This window comes from Bifidobacterium sp. ESL0745, from assembly GCF_029433335.1.
GTDB lineage: Bacteria > Actinomycetota > Actinomycetes > Actinomycetales > Bifidobacteriaceae > Bifidobacterium.
The window spans coordinates 1,651,579-1,665,720 of the sequence record NZ_JAQTHX010000001.1; the positions used below are offsets into that span (position 1 = coordinate 1,651,579).

Sequence of the window (14,142 nt, forward strand, 5' to 3'; positions counted from 1 at the left end):
CTGACATGGAAACTTCCCGGATACCGACTTGGAAGTTTCCATGATTATGACATAGGAACTTTCAAATCATTGATGTAGGACACTCCACAATCATGACGTAAGAATTTTCAAATCAGCGACATAGGCACACAGCCAATCACGCTGTTGCAGTTGGAAAACAGCAAAAGGTCGATCGATATAACATCCAGAACCGCGGAATACCGCCGTTCTTTGATTTCTATCGACCGACCTTGTTGCAATTTAATGAACAATCGGCTTGCCAGGGCCAACGCAGCCGCAAACATAAACGCCGCAGCCGCACAAACCTCAGCAGCACCTACCTAAGCCTTAGTTGTCGGAACGGTTGAAGCCGTTGGCCATCTTCATCGAGACCGTGTAAAGCACGGAATCAAGCAGCTTGTCCGTCTCCTTCTTGATTTGGTCGGCCATCGACTGATTGGCGGCGCGCAGGACCTCGCGCACCTCGGCGTTGCGGGTGGCGGCGATGATCTGGTCAGGTTCCATCGGTTCGACGTCGCCTTCGGGGTTGCCTGCGTTGAGCTCGGTCTGTGCCATCGATTCCGCGCTGGCCTCCTTGTCGCCGCCGAGCCTGGCGATCTGCTCGTCGGTGGCCGCAATCATGCGATGGCCCATGGCACCGGTGAGCTCCTGATAGCGCTCGATGGCGTTGGAGGTCTCGGCGAACGCGGAATTGCAAAGGGCCGCGATGATGCGGTTCTCCCAGTAAAGGTTCTCGCTGGTCACGCGCGTGGTGGTCGCTTCGAGATAGGCCGGCGTCGTGTCGACGTTGGGATAGAACGGAACCAGCGCGTTGAACGGGTTCGAGCCCAAGGAAATCCACTGAACCGTACGGTCGGACTGCGGACGGTACGGGCGAATCTGGATCACGGAAAGCTGGCTCTGGCGGTTGATGCCGATGCAGCGGTACATATGGCGGGTGTGCTCGTCGCCCTTGTGGCCGTAAGGATCGTAAGGCGTGCCCTGATAGTGCGAGCTCAGCACATACTTGACATCCTCGATGGTGACCTTGCGCTCGGGCTGGCGGGCCCACGGGATGTCGTCGGATTCGGGGGTATGATCGGCGTCCGGGCCGTCCCACACCTCGTCGTACGGGTTCAGCGTGCGCTGCATGTACCAGGCGCGCGGGGTGTTGTAGACGTGGTCGGAATCGGAGTGCGAACCGAAGGCGTCGCGCGGGTTGAGCGGGGTGGTTGCCTCGACGGCGAGATCGAGATGGTTGGCCTCGATGAATTCGTTGAGGTCAGTAGAGCACATATAGTCCTCCTGCTCGCCCAAGGCATCTTCAAGGTCGAACTCGTCGATGCCCAGCTGGTTCGGCATGGTGACATAAGCCTCGTCCGGAACGCGCTTGGCGATCCAATGGTGACCGCCGACGGTCTCAAGCCACCAGATCTCGTTGACGTCGCTGAAGGCGACACCGTTCATCTCGTTGGTGCCATACTGTTCGAGCAGCGAGCCCAGGCGTTCCACACCTTCGCGGGCGGTCTTGATATACGGTAGGACGATGGAAAGGAAATCTTCCTCGCTGATACCGCCAGCGACTTCAGGCACATAGTCCGGCTCGCCCTTCTTGCCCTTGGCCGGTTCGAACTCGACGAACGGATCGGCACCGAGCACACGCTCATTGGTGGTCAGCGTTTCGGTGGCGCTCATGGCCACGTTCGCCTCGTTGACGCCGGCCTCGCCCCAGATGCCGTTGGTAAGGTCGGCATTGGGCATCGAAGTGTATTGCAACGGATTGTCCGGCAGCTCAATGTCGAGATGGTTCAGGACGCTGCGATAATGCCGGGGCTGGTCCTCCGGCTTGACCACGACGAAACGCTTGGGGTTGAACTCCCCGTTCGCCGAATCCTCGTTGCGCGCGATGATGGTCGAGCCGTCATAGCTTGCGTCTTTGCCAATCAGAATGGTGGTACATGCCATATTTTCTTATTCCTCCCAATGAATTATTGAATGCTGGTATCAATGATAATGGAGGCGGTGCCATCATGGATGCCGTATCACATCCCCGTTGCGCTTCTTTCTTACATTCACCGCCCATTCTCCATTTTTAAGATCTGTTGGCGCGCCAAGAACCCCAAAAAATCCAAAATGATGCCCAATTCTTCGGAAAAAGGGGGTACTTGGCGCGCCAAGAAGCCCGAAAACCGAAGATTAGAGGGTAAATCTTCAAAAAATGAACCTCTTGACGCGCCAAGAGGTTCTAAAAAGCGAGATTTACCGGAAACTCTGCAATGGGGAAAAATCCGTTCGCCCGGAAACGCCTACTTTGCCGGATTGCCGATGAAAGTGATCTCGGCGTCGTCGATGGGGCCGCCGTAGGCAAGAATCTTATGATACAAATCGTTGAGCCAGAAGCCTTGACGCATGTCCGGCAGCGGGTCGACGGTAGCCCAGACGTGCAGCACGTAGCCATGTGGCTTGTCGGGCGGAGTCGGACCGTTGTATCGCATCGTCACCGCTGGATTGCTCGAACCCACGAACTTGCTGGCGGCGCTGGTACGTCCCTGCGCGGACTCGGGAATCATCGTCGGCAGTGTGCGCGAGAAGTCCGGCGGAATCTGCAGGGCGTGCGAATCGTTGAAATCGAACATCAGCGCGTCGATCGGCACGTTGGCCGACGACCAGTGAATCCATTCGAAACCGCAGACGGGAATCGAGTCAGGGTCGGTCAGCTGCCAGTGCAGATAATGCATGTTCGCCTGCACCTCGTCGATGTAGAAGGGGAACGAGACGATCGGCGTGCCGTCGACCTTGTATTCGGGTGCCGCAGCCCCGGTGAAATCGTCGGGAATAGTCGTAAAATCTGCTGAAATCTTCATGTCTTAAGTATCCCTCAGCCTTGTGACGAAACGCAGCCCTCGCCTAATCAATAGTGAACATATTTTCTACCTACGTTTCAGTAACGTGAAGCACGCGAGAACACAGGGACAGCTACGTTTCGATACCGGGTCGCAACCGGCCATTCCTATCACGCGAGCAACGCGCAGAACAGGGCCTCGAAGAGAAGAGTTTGGTTGCCATTGCCGTTGAGTCGGCGGCGGGCGACGGCAATGGAATCGAGGCGGTTGACCACACCCTGTCGGGTCAGGCGCTCGGCAAGGTTGCCGATTGACGAACGCTTTTCCATATTGATGAGGCCGGCTGTGCCTTCCGCATTGTTCTGCACCACGGACACATCCCGATAGATGCTGGCGATGGTATTGAGGTCACGATCGAGCACATCACGGATGCGTCTGGTCGCACGGCGCTTGATGTCGGTCTTCTTGCCGATCTGATTGAAGGCTGCACGTAATTGCGGCGGAATCCGGTCCTTTTCACCCAAGCCGTTGATGCGGCGGAATTCCGCTTCCTGCTTGCCTGCCTGATCCTCGACATCGGTTTGCGCCTGCGCCTTGGCATTGTCGATAAGCTGACCGGCAAGGAGCACGGCATCGGAGGCCTTGGCAAGATTCAGTACGCCGGACACCAGTTCGGCCCGGTCACCCCTTACCCGTTCGTTGGTGGCATAGAGCTTGGCCACTCCGATATGCCCTTCGGCCAAACGTGCGGATTGTGCGGCAAGGGCGGGCTCGATATGCTCTTGCATTTCTAGGAACTTCGCAACGGATTGTGTTGAGGGCACCGCAAGATTGATGACGCGCGTACGCGAGCGAATGGTTGGCAGCACGTCCTCGGCGCTGGGGGCGCACAGGAGCCAAATGGTATGCGGGCTGGGTTCCTCAATCTCCTTCAAAAGCACGTTGGTGGTGCGCTCGAGCATGCGGTCGACATCTTCGATGATGATAATCCGCCAGGGCGCGATGCTCGGGGTCTGCTCAGAGGTTTCAATCAGGTCGCGCACCTCGTCGATGCCGATGGTGACCTTGTCGGTGGCCAGAATGGTGACATCGGGGTGTGAACCGGCCAATACCTGCTCGCTCGAACGTTCCGGTTCGTCATTTAAACCGTGGCTCGGGCTTTCCAGCGCGGCCGCAAACGCACGCGCAACGTTGGACCTGCCGGATCCGGGAGGACCACAAATCAGCCATGACTGGGCGATGGCCTTGGGGTCGCCGGACGCGACGGCACGCAGCCGCCCGACCACTTGCTCCTGGCCGACGATCGAGTCCCATACGCTCATTGTTCCTCCAGTTGTTCCGTCATCACCACACTATTTCAGACTACCGATAGATACCACAATTGTATTACTTCAAAGTTTCGTTCGAACCTGCCGGCATCGGCGGATTCGCACATGCCCTACGACAATGCCCCCCCAAAACACCGCAAACCAAACCACTTAACCAGCGAAGCGGCCACCCGGCACATTAAGTATTACATTATGTAATCCGACATGGCTTAACGACTTACGCCCATACACCGGCCTGTTGAAAGAACGAATCGCCGTCCACAAGTTCCGACAGTTCCATCGATCACAGCCCGCACGACCAATCGGCCAGCAAATCATCGGCATCGGCACGAATCTGGTTCCATACCTCATCAACGGGCTTTGAGGCATCAATAACTTTGAACCGCGATTTTTCTTTCGCCGCCAAATCCAAAAACGCCTGACGCGTACGCTCTTGGAACCCGTCACCGGCCGACTCCATGCGATCCTCACTGTGTTCGAGCCGCCCGTGCGAAACCGTTGGATCCATATCAAGCAAGTATGTGCGTTCGGGCAGCAGGTTGTTCGTCGCCCACAGGCTCAGCTTTCGCACATCATCTTGCGTAAGCTCCCGGCCACCAGCCTGATAGGCCAGCGACGAATCGATATAGCGGTCGGAAATGACCACGGCCCCACGTGCGAGCGCCGGCCGAATGACCTCGGCGACGTGCTGGGCCCGGTCGGCGGCAAACAGCAACGCTTCGGTGCGCGGCGCGATATCGCCACCGTGCAGCAGCAATTGCCGCAAAGCCAGCCCCAGCTTCGTGCCGCCCGGCTCTCGAGTGACCGCGACCTCACGCCCCATCTCTTCGATATAATTCTTCAGGCGCTCGACCTGCGTGGTCTTCCCCACTCCATCGACGCCCTCAAACGAAATAAACACCCCGCTCATAATCCTCAATCCCGCCTGATTCGATATATCCAGAGAACAAAACGCGTTCTCCAATATCACCCTATCTTGAAAGCAATAAACCAACACAACAGTTTAATGAAATTACCATGCTTTATTTATCGAAATGATGTTCGCCGAATGTCTTGTCCCAACTGTTGACAATAAGCGGATATCGATGCATTAACGCAACTTGAATGGCCCTCACCATTTTGGGCGATAATTTCCCTTTGTCATGGGACAACACAACATTGCCGTCTTTGGCGAGTATAAATTTCGCCATATCCCTGCTTCGCCCTTGAGAAACATGCACATGCACACCATGACCACCATCATGGATATTGAATGAGACCTCATAGCCATGAATAAAGAATTCCTCAGTCATCGCCAAACTCCCTATCTACTTCGCGGGAGCCCTGCACCAAATCATAATTCAGCTTGTAATAGTTCAACAGAAACGGCATGAAATCTTCCGGAAAATTCGACGAAAGAAGATTGCCTTTATTATCGAACACTGCTTTGCGTCCGTAATCCACTTCGGTAATCGTGACGGTGTCCTCGGTATAGCCGAGCCGCACACCGTCCATCTCAAACAAGTCATCGCACTGCATATTGCACCTCCTTTCCTCCTGCAATACCGCCAATTGTAGCGGGAAAACAGGAGGACGCGAGGTGTTGCCAGCGCGACGAGAACGAGCCGGAACCTTCACGTTTTCAGGCCTTCTACGTTTGCTGTTATCTGACATCGATCGGGTCGTCATACTTGTTTCTTTCACTCGGTGGAAATTCACTCGGTGGAAATCATCATTGACTCCATCGAAGCACAAAAGGCAAAATCACCGGAACAAAACCAAGCACTGTGGTCGGATGATAGGGGTTATCCACATTTCAGGCGTGTCGCGACCTACAGCGGCGAGTCGTCCACAAAAATCCGATAATAGCCGTCCATTATTCACAACCATCGGTTATCGGCATTCGCCATCCACGACCATTTACCGAATAACGCATTTCCCCAATAAGCGGAAAATCTCTCCGGTCAATAACCGCTAAATAGCCGATGGGCATGTACAGGCACGAATTCCCAGCCTTTGCCGTAACCCGTAGCCCTACCAAAACGAAACAAAAGCGATACGTAAATGCAAATCGGAAGATATTTTTTTCTTCAAATCTTTGAAGATTATGTAATACAGAAATTTACCCCGCCCTGAATGAACAGGAACGGGATAAATTCGTCGACGCAGGCTACAAAGATTAGCCCTTACTTCTTGGCAGCCGTCTTGCGGGTAGCGGTCTTTTTAGCGGTCGTCTTGCGCGCTGTCGACTTCTTGGTACTGGCCTTACGCATGCTGGTCTTTCGCGTGGTCGCCTTGCGACGGCCGCGGCGCTTCGTCGGCCCGGCGGCGCGCTTTTCGGCGAGCAGCTGGAAGGCGGTGGCCGGGTCGATGGACTCCGGAGTGTACTGCTTGGGGAGCGTACGATTGGTCTCGCCGTCGGTGATGTAGGCGCCGTAGAAACCATCCTTGATGGTCACGTTCTTGCCGTTCTCCGGATCAGCTCCGAGATCGCGCAGCGGCGGCTTGGCCGTTCCCCTGCCGCGACCACGACCGTACTTCGGCTGGGCGAACAGCGCCTTGGCTTTGTCCAAATCGACGGTGAAAATCTCATCCTCGCTGCCAAGCGAGCGCGTATCGGACTTGCCGTCTGCGCTCTTCTTGGTGAGATAAGGGCCGTAACGCCCGTTGCTTGCGGTGACGACGGCCTCGCTGGTTTCGCCGGTTTTGGCATCGGTTTCGTCATACTTGCCGACTTCACGTGGCAGGCTCAGCAGCTTCAGCGCCTCGTCAAGCGTCACTGTATCCGGACTCATCGTCTTGAACAGCGACGCCATCTTGGGCTTGGGTGCCGTGGACTTGGCAGTTTTCTTGACACGGGTCTTGGTGGACTTGGCGGTTTTGCCGGTTTTTGCCGTCTTGGAAGCCTTGCCTTCCTTGGCGTGAGCCGTATCCGCCGCGTCTCCGGCTTTCGCCGCGGCGGCCTTGGCCTCGCGTTCGGCCTTCATCTCCGCTTCGGCTTCAGGTGAGATCAGCGCAATATACGGACCGAACCGTCCGTTGCGGACTTCCACTGTACCGCCGGTGGCTGGATCCTTGCCCAGCACACGCGGCCCGCCAGCATTGTTCTTGATAAGCTCATGGCCGGCCTCGACACTCAGCTCGTCGGGAGCCATTGTCTCGGGAATCGAGGCACGTTCGGGGTTGCCTTCGGCGTCCAGGTTCTTCGTGTCCTCGAGATAAGGGCCATAACGGCCGACGCGCACCTGCAGACCATCGCCGATCTCGATGGTGTTGATGGCGCGTGCGTCGATGTCGCCGAGCTGCGCGACCTGCTGTTGCAGGCCCTCATGCGCCTCGTCCTGAGATTTCGCCGCGTCGGATCCGTCGCCGAAGTAGAAACGGGTGAGCCATTCCTTGCTGGTTTCCTTGCCCTGCGCGATCTTGTCAAGCCCGTTTTCCATATCGGCGGTGAACTGATAGTCCACATACTTCGGAAAGTTGGTTTCCAGCAACTTTGTCACCGCGAAAGCCAACCAGGATGGAATCAACGCACGCCCACGCTCGTAGACATAGCCACGGTCAATGATTGTCGAAATGATGCTGGCGTAAGTGGACGGACGGCCGATTTCCTTGGCTTCGAGCGTCTTGACCAACGACGCCTCGGTATAGCGTGCCGGGGGCTGGGTCTCGTGGCCGTCGGCACTGACCGATGTGGCGTTGAGCACCTCACCGGTTTTCATCGGCGGCAACGCCTCGTTTTCTTCGAAATCACGCGATTTGACGGAATCCTTGGTATCCTTCGCCTTTGCGGCGGACAAACCGGATGCCAGCGAAGCAGACGAAGAACCGGAGGAACGACGCGGCCATCCGGAGGCCTTGAGGAATCCGGGAAACTCGATGACGGTACCGGAAGCCTGGAAAATGGCCTCTCCCCGATCACCGGCGGGCGCAGAAAGCCGCACGGTAGCGGTGAAGCCGGTGGCATCGGCCATCTGCGAGGCGAGCGTGCGCTGCCAAATCAAGGTGTAAAGCTTCAGTTGATCCGGCGGCACCTTGGTGGCCAGTTCGGACGGATCGTGGAATTTCGAGCCGGCAGGGCGGATGCATTCGTGCGCTTCCTGCGCGCCGGCGGTCTTGGTAGCATATTGCTTGGGTTTGTCAGACAGATATTCCTTGCCGAAGTTCTTCGTGACGGACTCGCGGGCGGCGGTGATGGCCTCCTGCGAAAGCGTCACGGAATCGGTACGCATGTAGGTGATAAAGCCGTTTTCATACAAACCTTGGGCGGCACGCATAGTCTGGCGAGAGCTCATCGAAAGCCGGTTGCCGGCGGCCTGCTGCATGGTCGAGGTGGTGAACGGCGGCACCGGACGGCGGTGGTACGGCTTGGATTCCATGGACACCACGGTGAACGGTGCATGTTCCAGCTCCGCGGCTATTGCCTTGGTCTGAGCCTCGTCAAGCTGGCAGACGTTGTCTTTCCGCGCGGCGGCGGTCAGCGCACCGGTGGATGTGAAATCACGCGAAGTTGCCAGACGAGAGCCTCCCAGCGAAACCATACGAGATTCAAAATCGACATTCTCGCCCTGCTCGTCGGGTGCACAAAGCTCGGCGATGACGTCCCAATACGGCGAGCGCACGAACGCCATGCGTTCCCGTTCGCGCTCGACAATCAGACGAGTGGCAACGGACTGCACACGTCCGGCGGAAAGCCCAGGGCCGACCTTGCGCCAAAGTACCGGCGAAAGTTCGTAGCCGTACAGCCTGTCAAGCACACGCCGCGTTTCCTGGGCGTCGACCATGTTGGCATCCACGTCGCGGGTCTTGCCGACGGCCGCTTTGATGGCGGATGACGTGATCTCGTGGAAGACCATGCGGTGCACCGGCACCTTGGGCTTGAGCGTCTGCACCAGATGCCACGCGATGGCCTCGCCTTCGCGATCCTCATCAGTCGCGAGATAGAGTTCGCTGGCGTCTTTCAGCGCGCTTTTCAGTTGCGCGACGGTTTTCTTCTTTTCAGGCCCAACAATGTAATACGGCTCGAAACCGTCGTCGACATCGACGCCGAACCGGCCGAACTTCGCCTTTTTGGAGGCGGGAACCTGGCTGGGCTGCGCCAAATCGCGGATATGACCGACTGAGGCCATGACCGTGTAATCCTTGCCGAGGTATCCACCGATCTTCTTCGCCTTGGTCGGAGACTCCACGATGACAAGTTTCTTACCAGCCGCCATAACCGCTCCTTCACGTTTCGAGGTTACGTTCGTCATATTACTTACCACTTACCCACAGCATACAGCGAAACATCAGTGTAGCGCGTGGCGCAACATATTAATAAGGACTACCATACCGCACCGAACATTCGTACCATCATAGCCAACCGTGGTGCACCCGCGGGAGATATCATCAAATCTTCAATCTTCGAGGTACCCAATCGCGGTGAAGCGCCCATACCTCTATTTGCCATCTCCTTGGATTTTCAATCATTTCGGCAATGATGAGCGAACGGCAGAAATTAATGGATAAAACAATGTTTCGTCTATTTATTCGTCCAATATACGCATTACTGTATTTTTTTGGGGGAAGGGAATAAGGCATTTATATATTAAATGCCGAATTCTTACTTACTTGAAAATTGAAGGGGAGAAATATGCGCAAGGATATAAAAACTGCGCTTGGCATCGCCGTTGCTGCGGCGATGCTGGTGACGCCGGCGTTTGCCAACGCCAACGACATCGGCGGGATGCAGCCGCAACAGGATCAAGCATCCCAGGTAGCGACACCGAGACAAACAAACCAAAACCAAAAACTGCCTGCACAAGCGGCACAGAAGCCAAGCGAAAAGCTGCAGACGAAGCAAGGGCAACCGACGTCGAACCAGCAGACACAGTCGCAAGACCAAGCCCAATCCGACAAGACGAAGACATCGACGACCGACACGAATAAGGCACAAGGCCAAGACGCCACAACGAAGTCGACCCCGGCAATTCCAAGCATCTCCGCCGCACCGTCACTTGCCAAGCCGACACCTTCCGTCGGTGTGCAGGACGAATCCACCTGCAGCGACAATGGCGCGACGCAGGGGAATCTTGCAGGCGGAAGCTGGGAACTTTTGACGACGAGCGACACCTGCACCCTCACCATCAACGCCGAACCTGGCCAAGAGGCGCAGATACCCGATAATACGTTCTTCAAGAACCTGTATACCGAAGGCCATGCCGCATATACGGACGTTGACTTTGCCGGCAAGACCCAGCTGCCTGTAGACAGCAGCTTTTTGTTCAACGGCATTTCCGGCCTTAAGCATCTGAACCACACCGGCAACGTGGACGCAAGCCATGTCACCGATATGTCTCAGATGTTCGGGACCAGCGATTTCGAAAAGCTCGACCTAAGCGGCTGGAACGTCGGCAACGTCACGAACATGTCGCATATGTTCGACAGTTGCTCAAGCCTGACCAGCCTTGATCTGAGCAGCTGGGACACCGGCTCGGTGACCGACATGGGCGCGATGTTCCGCCAATGCCAGCATGTGACCTTCATCGATTTGCACAATTGGGACACCAGAAACGTGACTACCATGGACAGGCTGTTCAGCGGTGACGACAGGCTCGCCGCCGTCGACCTCAGCACCTTCATCACCAACAACAGCACCACTATGGACAACCTGTTCGAGAGCGATTTCGCCATCAAGCAGATATCCATCGGCCCTCACACCCAATTGGGCGGCTGGCAGCCTTCATTGCACGTTTCGTCCAACGAACCCTACACGGGCAAATGGGTGAAGGTCTATCAGCCAGGAAGCACGTTGAGCGCAGAAGACACTGCACGCACTTACGATTGGAACGATATCCAAAGCGGGAGCCTCACCGACGCCGCCCAAGCCGCCGGGACATACGTCTGGCAGGAAAACCGCACGCTGACCCTGAAGCCCGGAACATCGCTGCCTGCCGGCACCCATCTCACCGACACCGCAGCCATGCAATACAATATCAGCGGAGGCCATGCCACGGGCGTTCACGTCGACGGTAAGTCCGCCCCGCAGAATGTCAGCACCCTGGGCAAGACGCTGCCGGACAAGAATTCATACAAACTGCTCGATGCCGACAACGCCGAAGCCAAAGGCTATACGTTCACGTGGAACACCAAGGAGGATGGCACCGGCAGCTCATACAAGCCCGGTGACGTTGCAAATCTGGCTGACGGCGACACCACCCTCTACGCGACCTGGAAGGCCATACCGAAGCCGAAGCCGATCCAGACCATCACCATCACGCCGACACCACAGCACAAGCCCGCTCACAGCACAACGGTCAACCTGAAGCCGAAGCCCAGTGACAAGCCCGGCAAGCATGACGGCAAACCTGGCAAAACCGGAAAGACAGGAAAGACCGGAAAGACCGACAAGCCCGGCAAGCATGACGGCAAACCTGGCAAAACCGACAGCAAACCTACGCACAACGGCCATATTCCCTCTACGGCCAGCGATTCCAAGCCAGCCGGCAACAGCAATTCCAAGCCGACGTCCTCGAACGTGACGGCCTCGCCAGACAAGACGGCGTCTTCAAATGAGCAGCATCGTCACAAGTCCACTGCGGCTTCAGACACGTCGGGCGTTGTCCTCATCACACCTTCCACCTCCAACTCAAACGTTCCTGGATCGCAGGCCTCATCTTCGGCAACCGATTCCCCGCGTCATGCAACCACGAACGGTGCCAAAGCGAATGCCGACGGTGCCGACACAAGCGTAAACGGGATTCGCATGAACCCCGCCAACGGACGTGCGAACACGAACCTTCGCAGTGCTTTCGGCCTCGCAGTAGCCACCCCGCAGCTACCGATACCCAATGATCAGACACTCGGCGAAGGCGGCAATGCTCCAGAGGCCACAAGCCCGAAGAAATCACAACAAGGCTGCGAACCTATCGCTTATCTCGGTGGTTCCGTCTCTCCCGTCGCCTATCGGTGCGACGCGCAGGACAAAGCCGCTCAGGGCGCCATGGCACAGACCGACTCGATGAGGACGGTACCGGTCTGGGCATTCATTCTGCTGGTTGTGCTCGCTATTTGCGCGATGGTTTATGCCTATGAACGCAGAAACAGCACCATCAGTTCACAACACCGTGCCAACCAATAAAGGAGCCGCCAATAGCACCATCACTCAATAATCCGAGAAGGAGGGCCGTGCAGCGTTCGCCGTTGCGCGGTCCTTCTTTATGTGCGGTCGGATCGGCTTTTCATGCCAATCTTACGGTACAAAACGCGATAGAACGTTTACTCCAGCAAGGCAAATCGCATTCCTGCACCCCATGCTCCAGCCTTTAGGCCATTTATAACTACTGGTCAAATTCCGATTCCAAACACCGCTCTTAGACCCACGATCCAGAGCAACGCACGCAACGAATCCGCCGTACCTGTTTCAAACTGCTTCAGCGCACCATCGGCGACACACTGCACGATCCTGATCGCGTAACGAAAAGCACACAATCGGCACTGGAAACCTATCTTTTACGCCATTACAATGGCAATCGAAACGCCCGGAAACCAAGAATTCAGAGAATCGGCACAGTGACCAAAACGCCAATGACAAACGAGAACAACCGAACGGATAAAACGGCAGACAACGAACAAGCGTATGACAAAAGCGAACGCAGGCGCATCAACCGGCAGATCCTCGCGCTGGCGATCCCCACCTTCGGCCAGCTCATCGCCGACCCGCTGTTCGTCCTGATCGACACGGCCATCGTCGGCCACATCGGCGACACCGCGTTGGCCGGCCTTTCCATCGGTTCCACCGTGCTGCTCACCGTCGCCGGACTTTGCAACTTCCTTGCCTACGGCACCACTTCGCGCGTCGGGCAGCTGATGGGCGCCGGGCGCAAGCGCGAAGGGCTTGAAACCGGCGTCGACGGGCTTTGGCTGGCACTGATTATCGGGGTTATTATTTCGGCGGCGTTCTTCGCGGGGGCGCGACCGTTATGTTCCCTGATGGGCGCGCGCGGCGAGGTGCTCGACAACGCGACCATTTACTTGCAGGCCGTCATCTTCGGGCTTCCGGGAATGCTACTGGTCTACGCGGCCAACGGCATTTTCCGCGGGCTCAAGAAAGTACGGATCACGCTGGTCGCCGCCGTTCTGGGCGCGGCGCTCAATACCGCACTTGACTTTCTCTTCGTTTTCGGGCTCGACATGGGCATTATGGGCTCCGGGCTGGCCACGCTGATCGCGCAGTGGTTTATGGGGATTTATCTGGTCATTCCTTCTTTGAAATGGTCGCACGATGCCGGTGCATCGCTCGCACCTCGAATTTCCGGTATCACCGCCACCGCCGCCGACGGACTGCCGCTGTTCATCCGCACGCTCGCCCTGCGCATCTGCCTGGTGGCCACCGTCGTGCTCGCCACGCACATGGGCACGCAAGTGCTCGCCGCCTATCAGGCCGTCAATTCCAGCTGGAACTTCGTACTGAACATCCTCGACGCCATCGGCATCTCCGGACAGGCGCTGGTTGCCACGGAAATCGGCGCAAAACGCTACGGACGTGCACGCGAAATGACACGGATTTCGGCACGGGCAGGGCTTTATGGCGGCATTGCGGTCGGCATCGCGCTTATCGCACTCGGATTCGCCGCCGCTCCCCTCTTCAGCCCGAACACGGCCATCCAACATCTCATCGTCATCGGCATGATTGTCGTCGCGATTTTCCTGCCGCTTGCGGGCTGGATGTGGGCGCTCGACGGCATCCTCATCGGCGCCGGCGACTACAAATACCTCGCCGTCACCTGCTCGATCGTCACCGTCATTTATCTACCGCTTGTCCTTGTCTTGAACTTCATCGACGGCGCCTACAATCCCAACGCCACCGTCCGCATGATCCTGCTCTGGGCCGTCTTCAGCGTCGTCTTCATCGGCGGCCGATCGATTTTCAACGGCCTTCGCGCCCGCGGCGACAAGTGGCTGAAGAAGTAAGATTTCAAGGCTTATTCGCCATTACAATAAATCAGTTGTTCAGTAAAACGAAAAATGCAAAA

The 14,142-nt window shown here is 56.8% G+C and carries 9 protein-coding genes; 2 read left to right on the forward strand and 7 right to left on the reverse strand.

What is annotated here, in order from left to right; translation table 11 throughout:
* Nucleotides 1-327: 327 nt before the first annotated feature.
* The 7 genes from PT275_RS06665 to topA form a co-directional block, all read right to left on the reverse strand.
* Entirely contained in the window at nt 328-1,944 is a 1,617-nt protein-coding gene (locus tag PT275_RS06665) for a C69 family dipeptidase (RefSeq protein ID WP_277153512.1), read from the reverse strand.
* A gap of 341 nt (nt 1,945-2,285) precedes the next feature.
* Complete coding sequence (locus tag PT275_RS06670) at nt 2,286-2,843, reverse strand: YbhB/YbcL family Raf kinase inhibitor-like protein (protein WP_277153513.1); 558 nt, start codon at nt 2,841-2,843, stop codon at nt 2,286-2,288.
* A gap of 149 nt (nt 2,844-2,992) precedes the next feature.
* The gene (locus PT275_RS06675; protein WP_277153514.1) at nt 2,993-4,144 is read right to left on the reverse strand and encodes a DNA polymerase III subunit delta'; all 1,152 of its coding nucleotides are present in this window, start codon (nt 4,142-4,144) and stop codon (nt 2,993-2,995) included.
* Between the two features lie 289 nt (nt 4,145-4,433).
* Nucleotides 4,434-5,060, reverse strand: coding sequence for a dTMP kinase (gene tmk / locus PT275_RS06680; protein WP_277153515.1), 627 nt, complete (start codon nt 5,058-5,060; stop codon nt 4,434-4,436).
* A 112-nt stretch (nt 5,061-5,172) separates the two neighbouring features.
* The gene (locus tag PT275_RS06685) at nt 5,173-5,442 is read right to left on the reverse strand and encodes a hypothetical protein (protein WP_277153516.1); all 270 of its coding nucleotides are present in this window, start codon (nt 5,440-5,442) and stop codon (nt 5,173-5,175) included.
* Nucleotides 5,435-5,803, reverse strand: coding sequence for a hypothetical protein (locus tag PT275_RS06690; RefSeq protein ID WP_277153517.1), 369 nt, complete (start codon nt 5,801-5,803; stop codon nt 5,435-5,437). The genes PT275_RS06685 and PT275_RS06690 overlap by 8 nt, the downstream gene beginning before the upstream one ends.
* Before the next feature lie 512 nt (nt 5,804-6,315).
* Nucleotides 6,316-9,345, reverse strand: a complete 3,030-nt coding sequence (gene topA, locus PT275_RS06695; protein WP_277153518.1) for a type I DNA topoisomerase — start codon at nt 9,343-9,345, stop codon at nt 6,316-6,318.
* A gap of 416 nt (nt 9,346-9,761) precedes the next feature.
* Here topA and PT275_RS06700 point away from each other — a divergent pair, with 416 nt between their 5' ends.
* Together PT275_RS06700 and PT275_RS06705 are read left to right on the forward strand one after the other, a co-directional pair.
* Nucleotides 9,762-12,248, forward strand: a complete 2,487-nt coding sequence (locus PT275_RS06700) for a BspA family leucine-rich repeat surface protein (protein ID WP_277153519.1) — start codon at nt 9,762-9,764, stop codon at nt 12,246-12,248.
* Nucleotides 12,249-12,694: 446 nt separating this feature from the next.
* Nucleotides 12,695-14,080, forward strand: a complete 1,386-nt coding sequence (locus PT275_RS06705; protein WP_277153686.1) for an MATE family efflux transporter — start codon at nt 12,695-12,697, stop codon at nt 14,078-14,080.
* The last annotated feature ends 62 nt before the right edge of the window (nt 14,081-14,142 follow it).